Annotated in this window: 10 protein-coding genes and 4 pseudogenes; 6 read left to right on the top strand and 8 right to left on the bottom strand. The window is 66.9% G+C overall.

The window, feature by feature from the left end:
- Nucleotides 1–316: 316 nt before the first annotated feature.
- The gene (locus BZY54_RS31485; RefSeq protein WP_086728722.1) at nt 317–622 is read left to right on the top strand and encodes a hypothetical protein; all 306 of its coding nucleotides are present in this window, start codon (nt 317–319) and stop codon (nt 620–622) included.
- Nucleotides 623–1,451: 829 nt separating this feature from the next.
- Here the strand turns inward: BZY54_RS31485 and BZY54_RS31480 are convergent.
- Together BZY54_RS31480 and BZY54_RS31475 are read right to left on the bottom strand one after the other, a co-directional pair.
- The gene (locus tag BZY54_RS31480) at nt 1,452–2,606 is read right to left on the bottom strand and encodes a PstS family phosphate ABC transporter substrate-binding protein (RefSeq protein ID WP_244217440.1); all 1,155 of its coding nucleotides are present in this window, start codon (nt 2,604–2,606) and stop codon (nt 1,452–1,454) included.
- A gap of 808 nt (nt 2,607–3,414) precedes the next feature.
- The gene (locus BZY54_RS31475; RefSeq protein ID WP_086728720.1) at nt 3,415–4,083 is read right to left on the bottom strand and encodes an alpha/beta hydrolase-fold protein; all 669 of its coding nucleotides are present in this window, start codon (nt 4,081–4,083) and stop codon (nt 3,415–3,417) included.
- Between the two features lie 15 nt (nt 4,084–4,098).
- On the opposite strand from BZY54_RS31475, the pseudogene BZY54_RS53780 reads away from it, so the two are divergent.
- A pseudogene (locus BZY54_RS53780) lies at nt 4,099–4,215 on the top strand (site-specific integrase); the annotation flags it as partial.
- Nucleotides 4,216–4,332: 117 nt separating this feature from the next.
- On the opposite strand, the gene BZY54_RS31470 reads toward BZY54_RS53780, so the two are convergent.
- The gene (locus BZY54_RS31470) at nt 4,333–5,133 is read right to left on the bottom strand and encodes a nucleotidyltransferase domain-containing protein (RefSeq protein ID WP_086728719.1); all 801 of its coding nucleotides are present in this window, start codon (nt 5,131–5,133) and stop codon (nt 4,333–4,335) included.
- 240 nt (nt 5,134–5,373) lie between these two features.
- The gene (locus BZY54_RS31465) at nt 5,374–8,955 is read right to left on the bottom strand and encodes a family 78 glycoside hydrolase catalytic domain (RefSeq protein WP_483025154.1); all 3,582 of its coding nucleotides are present in this window, start codon (nt 8,953–8,955) and stop codon (nt 5,374–5,376) included.
- 1,544 nt (nt 8,956–10,499) lie between these two features.
- Between BZY54_RS31465 and BZY54_RS31460 the strand changes: the two genes are divergently transcribed.
- Nucleotides 10,500–11,174, top strand: a complete 675-nt coding sequence (locus BZY54_RS31460; protein ID WP_086728717.1) for an HAD family hydrolase — start codon at nt 10,500–10,502, stop codon at nt 11,172–11,174.
- 227 nt (nt 11,175–11,401) lie between these two features.
- Nucleotides 11,402–11,713, top strand: a complete 312-nt coding sequence (locus BZY54_RS55630) for a hypothetical protein (RefSeq protein WP_208640832.1) — start codon at nt 11,402–11,404, stop codon at nt 11,711–11,713.
- Here BZY54_RS55630 and BZY54_RS55625 read toward each other — a convergent pair.
- A pseudogene (locus tag BZY54_RS55625) lies at nt 11,606–12,375 on the bottom strand (helix-turn-helix domain-containing protein); the annotation flags it as partial. The gene BZY54_RS55630 and the pseudogene BZY54_RS55625 sit on opposite strands and share 108 nt — an antisense overlap.
- Before the next feature lie 144 nt (nt 12,376–12,519).
- Here BZY54_RS55625 and BZY54_RS54840 point away from each other — a divergent pair.
- A pseudogene (locus BZY54_RS54840) lies at nt 12,520–12,669 on the top strand (ATP-binding protein); the annotation flags it as partial.
- A gap of 106 nt (nt 12,670–12,775) precedes the next feature.
- Here BZY54_RS54840 and BZY54_RS31440 read toward each other — a convergent pair.
- The 3 genes from BZY54_RS31440 to BZY54_RS31425 form a co-directional block, all read right to left on the bottom strand.
- A complete protein-coding gene (locus BZY54_RS31440) occupies nt 12,776–13,078 on the bottom strand; it encodes a hypothetical protein (protein ID WP_086728716.1) in 303 nt (100 codons plus the stop codon).
- Nucleotides 13,079–13,204: 126 nt separating this feature from the next.
- Nucleotides 13,205–13,486, bottom strand: coding sequence for a hypothetical protein (locus tag BZY54_RS31435; RefSeq protein WP_425276335.1), 282 nt, complete (start codon nt 13,484–13,486; stop codon nt 13,205–13,207).
- A gap of 671 nt (nt 13,487–14,157) precedes the next feature.
- The gene (locus BZY54_RS31425; protein WP_086728715.1) at nt 14,158–14,784 is read right to left on the bottom strand and encodes an IS607 family transposase; all 627 of its coding nucleotides are present in this window, start codon (nt 14,782–14,784) and stop codon (nt 14,158–14,160) included.
- Nucleotides 14,785–14,831: 47 nt separating this feature from the next.
- Between BZY54_RS31425 and BZY54_RS31420 the strand changes: the two are divergent.
- A pseudogene (locus BZY54_RS31420) lies at nt 14,832–15,220 on the top strand (ATP-binding protein); the annotation flags it as partial.

The following is a 15,220-nucleotide window of genomic DNA, read 5'->3' as shown; positions in this document are numbered from 1 at the left end:
CACGGAAAGTGATCCAGAACCACTTTTCAGCCGTCGCCGACAGCCGGTTTCGGTCCGGGCTACCTTGCCCCCTCCTCGGGCTGCGTATCCGCAGGTCACCATGCCTGTCCGGCCCTGGTCGGCAGCCGGACATCCCCCTATGCGCCTTTCGCAGCCGGCCCAGAACAGAAAAGGGAGAAGGGTGGGGCGGGCTGTGTGCCCGCACGCCACCCGTTCGGGGGCTGCTGCCGGGCGCGGGTCGGCTAGGTCGGGTTTGTCTGGGTGTTATCCGGCCTGCAGGCAAGAAGCCCGGTCAGGCCCTAAGCGAGGAGAAACCGTGTCCCAGAGCATCACGCAGTACAAGGACGCGCACACCGTCATCTACGGCAGCACCAGTCTGGACCGTCTCGTCACCGAGGAGCAGGCCGGCCATGCGGCTGCCTGGGAGGCCACCCGGAAACTGAAGGAGTCCAGGCAGCCGACCGACGCCCAGAGTCTGCCCTACACCCTGGAGGCGCTGGCGCGCCAGCAGGCCGAGCGGCTCGTGATCGACCTCGGCCTGGACCACCTGGACACCGAGCAGGTCAAACGTCATGCGGCAGCCGCAGCGGCACGGATCGCTCCCGAGTTCGCCACGACCTGATCGCGGCACCTGCGCACCGGCGGATGTCGGCGGCCGCTCATCGGCACGCGGCACCCTCGCCTCCTTCGGCCCCTCCTGAGCCGAGGGGGGCACTGTCGACCTCTCCTGGGCCGCACACGCACCGACCCTGGCGCTGGTCACCATCGCGGCACCATGACAAGAGGCAGCGCCCCATCGACAACCCCGCCCTGGACCAGGCTGATATCCCCGCCGATAACCCTTCCGGCAACTGTCCGCACGCGACGGCGTCCTGGGCTACGTATCCGCAGGTCACCACGCCTGCCCGGCCGTGGTCGGCAGGCCGACATCCCCCTATGCGCCTCTCGCAGCCGATCCCAGAACAGAAGGAAAGGAGGTCGGGCGGGCTGTGGCTGGCGGGCGGCGCGGCGGGGGATTCGGGCGCCGCGGTGTCTCGTCGCGCGTCGGCGGGGCCTCCGCGCCCTGTGCCGGGTGGCTTCGTCGCGATCCCCTGCCGGGCCGATAGGGCGAACCATTGTGGGGCACGTGAGCGGCCATGGGGACTTCCGGAAACCTTTCGCGTCATCACGAAGCCGTTGTAGGAGTCCCATTTCACCCTGCTCGGCTTGGTACCGCTCACGGGCCTCGTTCCGCTCCGGCACCGGCTTGCGGCCGGGGTAATCGCGTGAGCACTATCGATCCGTCCGGACGGCCAGCCGCCCCTCAGGGCTGCTGGCCGTCCAGGCAGATAGCGGCGAGAGCGCTTGAGTTGCCAGATGGGGGGCTACACCGGACGGGTGCCGATACCGCCCTCGCGCGTAGGGACGGCACAAGATCGGATTGCTGCCCCCTGGTCCTGTTGGATTCCCGGTCAGGGGGCGGTGTCGAGTGTCCGCGTGCTGGCGGCGGCCTGGCTTGCCCGGAGCGGGAGGAAGACCTGCTGCTTGCTGACGACGGCCTGCCCCTGCTTGCTGAGGATGAAGCGCATCAGCTCTTCCATGACGGGGTCGAGCTGCTTGCCGGGTTGCTTGTTGACGTTGAAGTAGGTCACGCGGCTGAGGGGGTAGGCCGCGGAAGCGACGTTATCGTAGGTGGGTGCGTAGGCCGGGCCGTTGGTGTGCTCGCTGAGTGAGAGGACCTTCACCGCTTGGTCGACGTAGGCCATGCCCGTGTAACCGATGGCGTAGGGGTCGTTCTTGACGTCCTTGGCGATGTTGAAGACGGTCTTCTCCCAGTGCACGGCGGGATCCGCCGGTGTGGAGTCGCTGGCCGCTCCGGGGCGCCACTCACCTCGCTTGCCGCCTGCGTTGAGGACGCGTTGACGTACGAATTCCTCGAATCCGTTCCACGGTTGCAGGCCGACGATGTGTATGGGCTTGTCAGCCCAGGCTCCGGTCGCGCCGAGGTCTCCCCAGGTTGTGGCAGCCGAGCCGCCGCGGTTGCGGGTTGTGGACAGCGCTGCGTCGAGTTGGTCGAACGAGAGCTGGTTGATGGGGTTGTCCTTGTTGACGATGAAGCCCACGGAGTCGAGGAACCCGAAGTGGCGGTAGCTTCCGCCGGAGATGGGCACGCTGAGCGGGTCGTAGCCGAACGCGTCGTGGAAGCCCTGTATGTCGGTGGGCTTCAGTTCGCGCGAGACGAAAACGCAGTCGAGGTTGCCCTTGATCAGTTCCAGCGCGCCGAGGCTGCCCGCATACGGTGGGTTCACCGCGATGTGCACGCGCGGGTACTTCTTCTCGAACTCTTTGATCCACTTCTTGGACAGGTCCGCCAGCACGTCGGAGGCGCCGCACTGGTAGTCGCCGTGCAGCTGACCCTGCGGCTTCGGGTGGTAGGAAGCCAGCGCGGAGTCGAGAGTGGGCTGGAGTATTTCAGGAGTCGGCAGGGGGCGCCCGTGGTCCTTGTTGTACGCGTCCTGCTCGTCGGTCTGGGGCGTCACCGGCTTTTGTGGAGCGATACTCCAGGTGATCTGCTCTTTTGCGCTGTCGTCGGGAACGGCCAGGCTGGTGAGGGTGCCACCAGCCACCAATGCTGCGGCTAGTGCCAAGGTCATTGCGGTTCGACGCGCAGGTCTCATCATCGCTCCTGGATGGTTGAGTCAACGGACGGAGAGCGCGGGAGGCCGGTCGTGACGCAATGCGTCATCGATGCCCCGGCTTCGTACCGGAGGGAAATCTAGAGCGCAGCCGGCATGCGTAGCTCCTGCCAGGAGCGAAAATCTCATTGATCTTCGTTGTTCCCATTTCGCTCAATGAGTGGTGTTTTCCGCGGAGGCACTGGTCTTCCGGGTGCCGGGAAGTCTCGGTGATGCTGACGGCCCTGCTCAACGGGCTCCACCCGGTCGTCAGCCATTGCCGTCAAGTGCCGCCAGGACGGTGGCCGCGCAGAACTCGCGCAGACAACCGGGCTGGTGTGGTTCCGGCGGGCTGATAGGTGACGGCCGGGCTGGCACCCGGTACCTGGGCTTACCAGCCTCCCTCAAGATCAGCCAGGCGCCGCACCAGCGCAGGGACATCGACCTTCTTTCTCCGACTATCGCGGAGAAAGAGGTGTCGGTGACCGCGCCGGGCTTGCCCGTGCAGCCCCACCAGCGGAAACAGACACCAGACTCGGACATGGGGTGCAACTCTCGCCACACCCCTTGGTGCAACGGTGAGAGCAACCGTCCAAGCAAGGGTGGGAGCACCTAAGGAAGCAACCCGCCCGGCACCCCTACACGTACAGGCCAGCGCCTGAGCAAGCCTGCGTGGCTCTGTTCACGAGAACGGACAGCACCTGTTCACCGATTCGGGAGGCACCTAGCGAGCTCGGGCAATTCGAAATGTTCACAGGGTTCAGCAGCGCGGTGTCGGCCCCGCCGCCGGCAGGTGCCGATGGCTTTGGGAGACTCGCGCGGTGACTTCGGGTGTGAGTAGTGGTAGTTGAGGTACAGGAAATCCCGGTAAGATTGATCTTGCTGGGCTTCCCCTATCAAGGCTCACCGGCGCCTGCGGCAGGTGCTGCAGCCGCCAGCTCAGGTTGTTCGCCAGCCGCACCTTCTCGCTCCCGCCGAACAGGTCGTCGGTCGTCGGGTCCTTGGGCGCCGCGTAGTCGGCCGACAGGCCCACGCCCGCCGAGTAGTCCGCGGGATCCTCCAGGGCCAGCTTGAGCGCGCAGTAGCCGCCGGTGGAGTCGCCGATGACGCCCCAGCTGCCGACGCCCGCGCCGATCCGGTAGTGGCCGAGTAGGGCGGCCCGCAGGTCCTGGGCGAAGAAGGGGCGAAGAAGGTCTCGGTCTGCGGCCCGCGCGGCACGTTTCATGCACTCGGTGTCCCGCGGCGGCGCCACCGTCGGCCGCAGCATCACCAGGATCATCGGCTGGGCCTGGCCCCCGCGGACCAGCGACGCCTCGACGGCGGGGTACTTTAGCTTCTTGTAGAGCGCCTCGGCGACCCCGGGGTAGCCGGTGAGGACCACGGCCGTCGGGAAGACCCGATGCGGCTGGCAGAAGTACTCCGGCGGCACCCGCCGGGCGGCGATATACTCTCCTGGCTGGGCTGGTGCGCGGAGTACGGCTACGACGGCCCGTAGGCTCCGGCCTCGACGAAGCGGCTGGCGGTGCCGGACTCCGAGACCCCGGCCCGCTCGAAGATGGCAGGGGAAGGCTGCGGCATCAACATCCCGAAGCGGCCCGGAGAGTACGCGGGAAACTGCGCGCCTCATGGCGTCAAGGCATACCGTGGCCCCTTGGTCGTCCACCGCGACAATGCCCTGTCAGGCGCCGACCGCCGCGGCGTTCTCGTCGACGCGGGCTCGCACCCAGGCGAGGAACGCCCGGACCTGCGGACCGGGCAGGGACAGTGCGGCGGCGCGAGGACGTTCGAAGCTGCGGACCGCGGCCTCGATCAGCGGACGGAAGTCCTCCTCCGCGGCGGCGACCTGCCCGGCCGCGTCGCGTTTGGCGAACCAGCGCCCGGTGCGGCAGTAGACCACGGAGCGGCAGCCGTTGAGGACCCGGTTGTCGGCGAGATGCCCCTCACCGTCGCCGTGCTCGCGCACCGAGGCCCGGATCGCGGTGTACAGGTCCGTCGGCCGGGGCGCCGCGATCACCTCCGATGCGGGCGGGCCGTACAGCGCAATCCCGTCCTGATGGGCCACGGAGCGGTCGATGACGTACCAGAACGACGGTGCCCCGGCCGTGTCGAAGGCGGCCCGGCCCGGCAGCTGAGCGCCGGTGTTGAGATCCAGCAGGTAGCCGGCCTCCCCGGACGGGACACGGGCGAAGTCCGCCGCGTAGACGACCAGTTCCAGCCCCGCCGCCGGGCACGGCAGCCGCCGGTGATCGAGGGCGTCGGCCAGTTCCCGCAGGGCCGCGGCCGAAGGCGGGCCCTCTACGACGACCGTGACGTCGATGTCACTGCGGCCGTGCCGGTAGTCGCCGAGCGCGAGGGAACCGACCGCGACCACTCCGGTCAGCCGGGGACCGCACACCGCGCGCGTGCGGCGTACGAGCTCCGTCAGGTAGGGCCGCACCTCGGCAGGAACGGCATGAAACAGCTCGGTCTTGGCGCCCATCCGGCCAGTATGGAGCATCGCCGAGATAAACTCGCAGCCGCCGGACAGCCCCGGACGCCCATCCGAGGGCGCCCGGGGCATAGAAAGGACACCTGGACCTGTGGTCGGCCCCCATCGCTGGCACGAGCGTGCGCAGGCCCCCACGGCATCCGTTGCGCAGACCGTTCTCCTCGAGGACAGGGGGTTGCGCAAAACCAAGCCTGGCTACGCACCCGTGCAGTTCGGCGCCACAGAGTCAAGTTACGCGTTGAATGTGTACGTGCCTGTGGTAGCAAAGTAGACCTGGTACGGGGCTTGTCCAGCGCTGTCTGAACGAAGGAGCGTGACTCCGCCGGGAGCCTTGACAGACTTGCCCTGAGTAGGAACCCAGACTTCGGCCTTGGTGTTCTGCGGGATGGTGACCGTCAGTTCGATCCGTCCGTCCGCCCGGCGGGTCCACTGCGAGCCGACTTCGCCGCGTACGGTGTTGATCGTGGCCGCCACGTGATCAAGGGGAGCGGGAGCGAGGTCGGGGTCGGCTGTGGAGGTGGGGACCTTGCTGTTGACCGGGACCGAGGGGATGTAGGGCCGGATGCGCAGGGTTTCGTAGGCCGTGGAGGTGGGCTTGATGCCCGCAAGGCTCTGGTAGAACCAGGTGGCGACCTCGCTGCGGTAGTGGTGGTCGAGCGATCCGCCTGTCCAGTTTTCCCACAAGGATGTGGCGCCCTGGGCTATCTGGTTGGTGTAGGAGGGGGAGGTGCTCTGTGTGATCGCCTGGAGGAGGATGTCCGTGTAGCCGTAGTCGGACAGGATGTTGAACTCGTACCGCGACCCGTACATGTCGCTTTGGATGTGGTAGTTCGCGGCGACGATGCGGTCGGCGCACAGCTTGGCTAGCGCTGCTCTGTTCTCGGCGACGGTCTTGCTGCCGGCGAGGTAGCGGGGATCGCTGCTGGGCAGGTCCGAGCCGGGGACGAGGTCGAACGCGATGGCCATGGCGTTCTCGCTGGAGATGCTTCCCTGTCCGAAGGAGCCGCTGGTGGCGTCCCAGTAGTTGGCGATGAAGGCGCGCCTCAGGTTCCTGCTGAGGTTCTTGTAGTGGGCGGCTCTGCTGGTCCGGCCCAGGATGCCGCCCACCTCGACCATGTAGTCGCAGAAGTGGATGTAGAACGCCAGGCTGATGACGGCGTTACTGCCGGCGCTTTCAGCTCCGGAGTAGGCACCCAGGGCGGCGTTGAACTTGTAGTTGTTGTCCGCGGTGAAGAGCTTTTCGTAGCTGGCCAGCAGTGCGTCCTGGTGGTCGTACAGCTCCGCGAACAGGACGCTGTTGTCGTAGTACTTGTTCAGTTCCCAGGGGATGACGAAGTACGCCGAGTCCCAGGCGGGGACGGCCTTCCAGGTAAAGTTCCAGCCGGGAGTGTGGTCGTAGCCGTAGCCCCCCTTCGCGGCCGGGAGGATCATGGGCAGCTGACCCGTGGAAATCTGGCCGTCGGGGAAGTTGCGCAGGTACTTGGTGAAGGCCGCGTTCACGTCCCAGGTCAGCGACTGTGACTCGGAACTGGACATCGTGTCGCCGGTCCAGCCGTTCTTCTCGCGGGACGGCGTGTCGGTGGGCTTTTGGACGATGTTGTTCTGCTCGGCCCACTCCAGGTTGCGCTGGATCCGGTTGATGAGCGCGTTGTCCGTGGTGAAGGTGCCGGTGCGAGCGAAGCCCGAACGGGCCACGTTGACGGTGAACAGGGCACGATCACGCTGGAGGATCGGCTGGCGACCCAGGACCGGCTCGAGGTTGCGGACTTCGAGGTAGCGGAAGCCGAAGTGACCGAACTGCGGTTCCCAGCGCTGCTCGGCTGCGTTGCTTAGGGTGTAGTAGTTGGTCTGCAGGTTGGCGTCGTGGAAGTTGTTCTCCTCTCCGACGACGTAGGGGGAGGTAGCCGTACCCGCGCCGGTGAGCTGGTTGCCGCCACGCATGCGGAGGGTCAGGCCCTCGGCGGAGCGGGACAGGCCGGTGAGATGGACCGCGACGAAGCCGGTCAGGATTTGGCCGAAGTCGACGACCCAAACACCGGAGCCGGGCGCTGTCTCGGTGATCGACTGAGCTTCCAGGGTCTGGTTGACCAGAACGGGCTCTGCCTCGTGGGCGCGAAGGATGGCCGGCGTGAAACCGTCCGGAATCTTCGTGGCCGGCAGCAGACCGTGGGACTTGGGGGAGACCCCCTGGCAGCTGCCCGGCGGGATCATCACGGTCGCCGCCTGCCAGCCGCTTCCCAGGCGGTAGCCGGTCGAGCGCCAGTCACCGAGGTCGGCCGCGCGGCGTGCATCGTACTTCTCGCCGCTGTAGACGGAGTCGAAGAGCGTCGGACCGTCCGCCGTAAGCCACGAAGACCCGCTGACCACCGTCACCGGTGAGCGGTTGCTGTAGGTCACAACGAGCTTGGCGCGCAGGCGGGGCGCGCCCACGTAGGGGGCGAGGTTCCAGTACCACTCGGTTGGGGTGGTCAGGCCATACCAACCGCGGCCGAGTTCCGCAGCCAGCACGTTCTCGCGCCCGCTCTTCACACTCGCGGTGACATCGAAGGTGTCGTACAGCACGGTCCGGTCGTACACGCTCTGGTCGGTGAGCAGCCTTGGAACGTTTCCGCCGTCCTTTGCCGCGTCCCGTCCGTCGATCGTCAGCGGCTTGTCGTTCACGGTGAAGGTGAAGCAGCCTGCACCGCTGATGTAGAGGCGTGCCGAGGTGATGTGGCCCTGCGGCAGGGTGAGGGACTTGCGCAGGAGCGCCGAGGGGTTGGCGATCGGCAGCATCGCGTTCTTGTTCACGAACGCCAGGCCGCCGATCGTGCCGATCCCGCTCTCGAAGGGGTTCGCCCCTTCCCTCAGATCGACCGCGAAGTCCGGGGCTCCTGTTCCCTTGACTTTGACGCTCCGGAGGATCGCTGAGCTGTTCGCGCCGAAGCCGATGGTTCCGTGGCGCCGGATCTGGTCGCCCGCGAGGGTCCTGGTGTCGACGGTGACATCGTTGATGGTGGTGGTAACGGTCAGGCCCTTGACCGAGATCACCACGGTGTGGTCCTTGGTGTCCCATGTCGACGACGTCAGGCCCGTGCTCTCCGGCACCGCGACGGCGGCGATGGCCACGCTCCTGGTTCCGACGGCGGTGGGGTTGGTCTCGCTCTGAGGGTCGTAGTAGTTGACGCCCCAGTCAGGCTCGGTTGATCCGTCGTCGACCCAGGTGTTGCCTGCGTAGTGCTTGGTCGCCATGACCAACTCCATGGCGGTTCCGTTCTGGTGCACAGTCCAGCTCAGGGACTCTCCCCAGGTCTTGCCGATGGGCTCCGCCCGGAAGAGCAGCACCAACCCGGTCGTCGGCGCGGGTCCGCCGCGGAAGACCACCGTCTCGGTGAAATCCGTCCAGTCGTGGTCCTGCGGGTGCCGGCCACCTATCCACTTGGCCCCGTCCCAGTCCTTCTCGGTAAAGAGGCCGGTCTCCCAGCGCGTTGATTCGCTCCACGCGGAGACGCGGCCGTCCTCGTCCCAAATCCGCACGCGCCAGTAGTACTGCCCCTCGGCTGCGAGAGCTTTGCCCTTGTAGGGGACCGCGGTGCTGTTGGAGCTCTTGACCTTGCCAGTCGACCAGAGGTCGCTGCGACCGGGGCGGGTTCCTACCTGTACCTCGTAAGCCGTCTGGGCCGAGGCGACAGGCAGCCAGCTGAACGACGGCGCCGTCTGCGTACCGAGCGGCTCGGTCATCGAGTTGACCTGGAGGTCCTGCGGATTCGTCGCGCGTGACTGGCCCCCTGTGGTGCTGCTGGTTCTGTCTCTCGCTGAAGCGGGCTGGTTCATGGCGAGGGACAAGGCCATTCCTGCAGCCAGCGCCCCGCTGGCTCCAACGACCTGCCTGCGGCTGAGCGCACCTTCCGACATCGTGCATGGCTCCTTCGTGAGGACGTGTGAGAGGTCGTGCGTGACGGCCCTACGAGCTACGCGAATAACCGAACAAGCCCCCTGCACACACCGGTGCTGTACAGGTGGCGCCCAGGCCGCTGGAGAGCGGGTCTCATCTGGCGAGGCATGCAGTGCAACGCCCCCCGCGCGTTGTGAGACGTTTCAATGGTCGTTGACCGTAGCTACCCGGATTAGTTCAATCAAGCGTTCAATCAGGAATTGATTTCATGACTTCACACCGTCCTACCCGGGGCCACGCTCCAAGCGTGGCCCCCGGTGAACGCTTGGCCGGTAATAGTCCTGGGAGTTGTGCCATCAGGTGGTGTCTGCGGCGCCGACATGCCCCAAGGTGGCGGCCGGTAGCGCTAGGGCGAACGGAAGTTCCTGGCGGCCCTCACGACAGTCCGTTACTTAAAGTGTTCACGGCACCCGTGCTACAGGCCAGGCCCCGCCCACCTTCGCTTCATCGCACGAGTAATATCCAAATTTGAGATGAATCATAGGCCCGGCAGTGGTCGTCGCCGTGGGTCAGCTGAAGCGGCTACAGCGCGTAGCGGGGTAGGGGGCGAGCATCCGAGACCGCACGTGGGTGAGGCGGGCTGGAGCCAGAACATCGCGGCATTCGATCCCGATGCTGGAATTTCCTCTGCTAGCAGCCACCGCCATGCCGCGAACCCAACTGCCCTGTCTACAGCCGGGCTGAGAGCCTCCGATCATGCGGCACATGAGATGCGTCCCATCTGGCCGGCGGTCATGGGGATGCGAAGTTGAATCGTTCAATCTTGGGCGGCTTGCCGGAACGGTAGCTTGAGCTGGTCCACCGTGTGTCCGAGCCCTTGTTGAGTGCAGGACGATGCACCCTTCGCTGTGCGGATTCACGATCGACCTCTCGCTGCTCCAGCGTCTGGAACTCCGCCGGCGAGCACCCGAATACACCACCCTCTTCGACGCACTGACAGCTGCCCGTGCCCTCCACCTGCGCGTCTGCGGGCACTATCAGAGGGCTGCCGGACGCTGCGGAGTGTGCGGTGACGACGCGGCGGACCAGGCCTCACAAGACCCCCGCTGGTGCGAGAACTGCTACTACGACCCGAACAGCCCTACACCCGCCCGCACGGGGTCCGCCACCTGTTCGCCGCGTGCGCTGAGCCGCTGCAGCAGGAGGTAGAAGTCGCCGGCAGAGTGCAGCAGGTCGTACCGCCTCAACCTGTGACCGGGCAACACCGCCCCAGCCTCCCGCGATGGCCGTGCCACGCTCCACCATGACCTACCCTGACCGGAGCCGAGTCGCTGCGATGCAGAACAGCGGGCACGCTGGTACCAGGGGCACCACATCCGAGACCACAACGCGACCGTTTGCCGGAGACGAGTCAGCGCGGGCGTGCGACGGCGCATGGCCCGCCGTGGTGCCCACCGACGCCCGTGATCGCAGGGGAGCAGCTATGGCAGCACCGATCGCCGTGCTGTTCGACATCGACGAAACTCTAGTCCACACCGGGGGAGCCGGAGCGCGTAGCTGGGCGTGGGCCTTCGACCAACTGCACGGAGTTGCCGCCGACATCGGCAAGCACACATCAGCCGGGGAGACCGATCCCGAGGTCGGCTGGAAAACCTTCCGAGCCGTGCTCGGGCGCGATCCGACGCACGATGAGATGGCCCGGCTGTACGCCGCGTACCTGTGGCACCTGGCGGATGACATCCGGACCTCGGAGCACTACCGAGTCCTGGACGGCGTCGAGGAGACACTGACGCGGATCGCGGACGCCGGCGTCATCCTGGGCGTCCTGTCCGGAGCCATGGAGGGCGCCGCGCGGACGAAACTGGAGCCCGCGAACCTCGGCCGCTACTTCGTCTTCGGAGCCTACGGCTCGGACTCCCCCGACCGGCCAGAGGTGACCCGGCTGGCCATCGCCAAGGCCGCCCGGCTGCACGGAAGCGACTTGGGAGCCCAGGACGTGTACGTCGTCGGCGACACCCCGCTCGACGTACAGGCAGCACACGCCGCGAACGCCACCGCTGTCGCGGTGGCCAGCGGCCACTACACCGCTCAGGCCCTGCAGGCCGTGAAACCCGACCACGTCCTGGGCTCCCTGCTGGAACCGTTCCCCGGGCTGTGAAGAGGACTCCGTACGAGAGACCGAGCGCGAAGCATGCCACGTTTCCTTCGAAGCTTTATGGAGGAATACCGGGATCACGTCGTACGGGTCCTCACGGTGCTTCCCCGGAAACCCTGAAGCGCGCTATGCGTGTTTGGGCACTTCACGCCCGATCTGAGGTGGATAAGGAGGAACAATGGGTCAGCCACGGATCAACGAACGGCGCTCCTACCTCTACCCCATGGAACGTGTGGCGGCCGTTCTGGATGACGAGGAACGGCTTGCCGCCGCCTGCCACGAATTGGAACAAGCAAGGCGGCCCGCTGGCGATCGCCAGCGGCAGGGCCCCCGATGGAGGTCGGCTGATTGACCACGACCAGCACCGTTCCGTGCTTGGCCTGCAGCTTGGCGAACAGCTCGCGGAGCTTGGGCTCGGTGTCGGGGAGGCGCCGCTGGTGCATCCCGTCGATCAGGCGGATGTAGTCGTGCTCGCACAGGCTGCGGCGCTCGCCCTTGCGTCCGGTGTGCAGCCGCAGCCGGTGGCACAGCCGGGTCCGTGAGTCAGGGCGCATCGGGATCAGCCCGGCGACGGAGACCCTCCCGGAACGGCGGCCGGACGCTCTCACGATCGGGGCGATGCAGCGTCGCCCCCAGGTGCGTCCGGTCGGCGGCCTGCGGGTGAATCCTGCTTCGTCCTCGAAACAGATCCATCCCCGGCAGGCCACCCTCGTGGTTTGGTTTTACCTGTGCCCAAGTCGCCTCCCTCCAGGAAGCAATGGCCTGCTCGTTGCGTTCTGCGGCCCTGCGAGCGGGGACCTGCGGGGTGAACCCGAGCCGGCGCATCAGCCGGGTGGCTCCCGAGATGCTGTCGGAGACGTGGATCCTGCCGATCAACGCCGCCACCCGCGCACTGGTCCAGACCTGGCCCTGGTTCCAGCCGTGTGCGGCCGGACCCTCCTCCAGGCAGGCGGCCAACTACTCCCGGCAACCGTGCCGAGAGCTTGCAAGGTTGACCGGCCGGTCCGCGGGAGGTCAGCGCCGCGGCTCCGCCGTCCCGCCAGGCCTTCTGCCGTTGTTAGGCTGGCTTCGAGCTGATCCGTAACCGGCGGGCTACCTCAGCAGGCCTGACCCCCTCGGCGAACAGCCCGGCGGCCTCCAACCGCACTGCTTCGCGGCGCTGGCGGCCCTTCGCCGTCAGCCCGCCCCCATCCGCATAATGCATACCAACGACATAGCGCACAAGTGACCAACAGTCAGCAACCCGAGCAGACAGTCACCTCGAAGCGCTGAAGTCAGTTACCGGCACGGCCAGGGGCATCGGCCGGCAGGCCGCGGTTGCCCTCGCAGCAGCGGTGAAGCGGCCGAGATGCGTGAACCCACAGCGGTGGGTGACCGTGCTGACACGGGCCTGAGGACGCTGGATCTTGTTGTCGGCAAGGAGAACGTGATCTTCCTGGGGCCGACCTGCGCAGGCAAGACCCACCGCGCCACGGGCCTCGGGATCAGTGCCTGCCAGGCCGGGCACCGCGTGGCGTTCGCCACCGCCGCACAGTGGGCCGCCCGTCTTGCCGAGGTCCACCAGGTCAGCGGTACAGAAGCGTGTGAGGGTGATGTTCGTTGCGTCAGTGGTCGCCCCAGTGCCCCTCATGGGCGGCGTGGCGGTGGCCGTCGTGCACGTAGTCGACGTGGTCCTCGTGCGGTACGGCCACGTGCCCGCACCCCTCGCCGTGCTGGTGGTCGTGACCCTCGTGGGTGGTGTGTCCGGTAGTCGCGCACTCGTCGACGTGGTCGTCGTGCGACTTGTGGAGATGCCCGTCGTGCGCGTAGTCGGTGTGGTCGCCGTGCGGGACGGCGACGTGGCCGCAGCCTTCGCCGTGGGTGTGGGCGTGGTCGTCGTGGGTGCGGTGTTCGGTGGCGGTGGCCATGTGCTGCTCCTGGATGTGCCATTCCGTGGCTTGCGGGTGCTGCTGTCGCAGGCCGTGCATCGTGAAGTCAATATATGGCAATTCGTGCATTTATGAGGGGAGTGTCGCGACGGCTGGGACACGCAGTCAGTCGCGGTCGCGTACCCCCAGAAGCAGGTGCTCGATGTGGTGTACGGCCTGGTCGAGGAGCTGAGCGACATGGTCGCCGTAGAGGCTGTAGACGATGCGGCGGCTGTCGCGGCGGGTGACCAGGCCGAGGGCGCGCGGCAGGCGCAGTTGGTGAGACACGGTGGACTGTTCCATGGCGACGGCAGAGGCGACCTTAGTCAGAGCCGAGTAGGCTTTGCTGCACCCTGGCACACGCGAGCAACCTCCATAGATACTGCTCGCTGAGGCGCAGTTGGCCATGCTGCCTGGCGCCGTCCGGAAATCAACTGCCGTCCCAGTAGGCCACTCTCCTCAAGGAGTGTTGTAAATCAGTACGCGAAGGGTCCGCGATAAAGACAGGTGACTCCTGTGCCGCCAGCGTGTCCACCACCGGCGATGCCCGCGACGAGAGCGTGCTCTTGGTCCGGAGGTCGCGAAGGCCCTCGGCGGAACGGTGCAGGAGTACGTGGGTCCGCACGGCCGCCGGCGGGCGGGTTCTTCGTGCGGGGGCTCTCGGGCCGCAAACCCGCAGCACCGCGGGTTTGCGGCCACCGTGAGGTTCCCCCGTTGTGCTGGAGGAGCTGGGGATCAGTGGCCGTCGCGGCTCGTACGGTCGCGTAGCGGTGGATGTCTGCGGCAGCTGGCCAGTTGGCCGAGGAGATCGCCGCATGCGCTCGGTCGAAGAAGTGACCGCGTATTCTACACCATGGCCCTGATGGGCGGCCCCTGACCAGCCACGTCGGTGGTATTCCAGTGTCCGGCCAGCAGCGCGCCGGTCATCCCGGCCACAAGGTCAGCACACCAGCCCACCCGTTCCGCCAGAGCGGCGCAGGTGAGGACTTCACCAGTCTTCTCATCCACGCCCGACCGGACCAGGGCGCGGGCACACGCGGTGCGGCACCTCTCGCCGTCAGTGAGAGGCAGCTTCCGGCTCACGCAGCCCCGCCTTCGTCGCCGCACTGACCGGACTCGGTCAGCAGCCGCTTGCGGTTCTGCGCACTACGCATCCCATACAAGCGCCCGGCGAACGTCGTCACCACAGAGGCGAAATCCTCCAGCAGCTCATCCCGGCCGCCGAGCTTTTTCGGGTGCAACACCTCCACGGTGACCCCGTAGACGGCGAACAACCGCTTGAGCCAGCTCACACCGAACCGGGCCAGCCGGTCCTCATGCGTGACGCGCACGACAGTGACTGAGCCGTCAGCCACCATCGCCAACACCCGGTTCAAACCGGGCCGGTTCTCCTTCAGGCCCGAGCCACGATCCCGGACGACCTTGACGATCTCGCCCGTCGAAGCGGCCCGCAGCTCGGCCTCCTGCGCCTCCAACGAGGACTCCTGCCCGGACGAGCCGGACACGCGCACATACAGCAACTCCAGACGGGGGCGCGAAGTTGAAGCGTCACTGCCGCGTTTCATGTTCTCCACATCAACCGAGGAGAACCGGCGTTCACGACCGACCCACGTGAAGGGGATCTTGCCGTCCAACGCCCACTGACGAAGCGTCATCGGGTGTATCCCGAGACGCTTCGCAGCCTTGGATATACGCAGCAACTCCATTCCCCGCAACCATACATGCGCAACACTAGGGATGACTAATGAAGTTGATGAGCCTGCGCCACCCCACGGTTGCCCCGGCCCTGCTCATCCTCAGCGAACTGGTCACCAACATGGTGAGGCACGCCGCCGTCCTCTCCCCGCAGGTCACCGTCATCTACGCCGCAGGCCGGGACTGCCTGGCCTTCGCCGTCCACGACCGCCACCCCTACCGGCCGGCGCTGTACGGGGCGGTCACCGGCACCGGCGCCCGCGGCCTGGCCACCGTCACGGAACTCCTCCTCGCCCTGGGCGGGACCGCGGTCGTCCGCCCCGACGCCGACGGCCTGGGCAAGAGCATCTGGATCACCCTCCCCCTCCGAACCCGGACAGCAGCCCCCGACCGGCCGGCCCGCCGTGGAGGACGACCTCGACATCCTGCTCCGGCGCCGGAGCACCG

Source organism: Streptomyces carpinensis, assembly GCF_002154505.1.
GTDB lineage: Bacteria > Actinomycetota > Actinomycetes > Streptomycetales > Streptomycetaceae > Streptomyces > Streptomyces carpinensis.
The sequence above is the reverse complement of the archived record's forward strand: the minus strand, read 5'-3'. Positions and strand labels throughout refer to the sequence as shown.

Excerpts from the sequence above, each read along its gene's own strand:
- BZY54_RS31425 (WP_086728715.1), bottom strand. The coding sequence starts at position 14,784 with ATGGAGTTGCTGCGTATATCCAAGGCTGCGAAGCGTCTCGGGATACAC.
- BZY54_RS31465 (WP_483025154.1), bottom strand. The coding sequence starts at position 8,955 with ATGAACCAGCCCGCTTCAGCGAGAGACAGAACCAGCAGCACCACAGGG.
- BZY54_RS31460 (WP_086728717.1), top strand. The coding sequence starts at position 10,500 with ATGGCAGCACCGATCGCCGTGCTGTTCGACATCGACGAAACTCTAGTC.
- BZY54_RS31440 (WP_086728716.1), bottom strand. The coding sequence starts at position 13,078 with ATGGCCACCGCCACCGAACACCGCACCCACGACGACCACGCCCACACC.
- BZY54_RS31435 (WP_425276335.1), bottom strand. The coding sequence starts at position 13,486 with ATGGCCAACTGCGCCTCAGCGAGCAGTATCTATGGAGGTTGCTCGCGT.
- BZY54_RS31470 (WP_086728719.1), bottom strand. The coding sequence starts at position 5,133 with ATGGGCGCCAAGACCGAGCTGTTTCATGCCGTTCCTGCCGAGGTGCGG.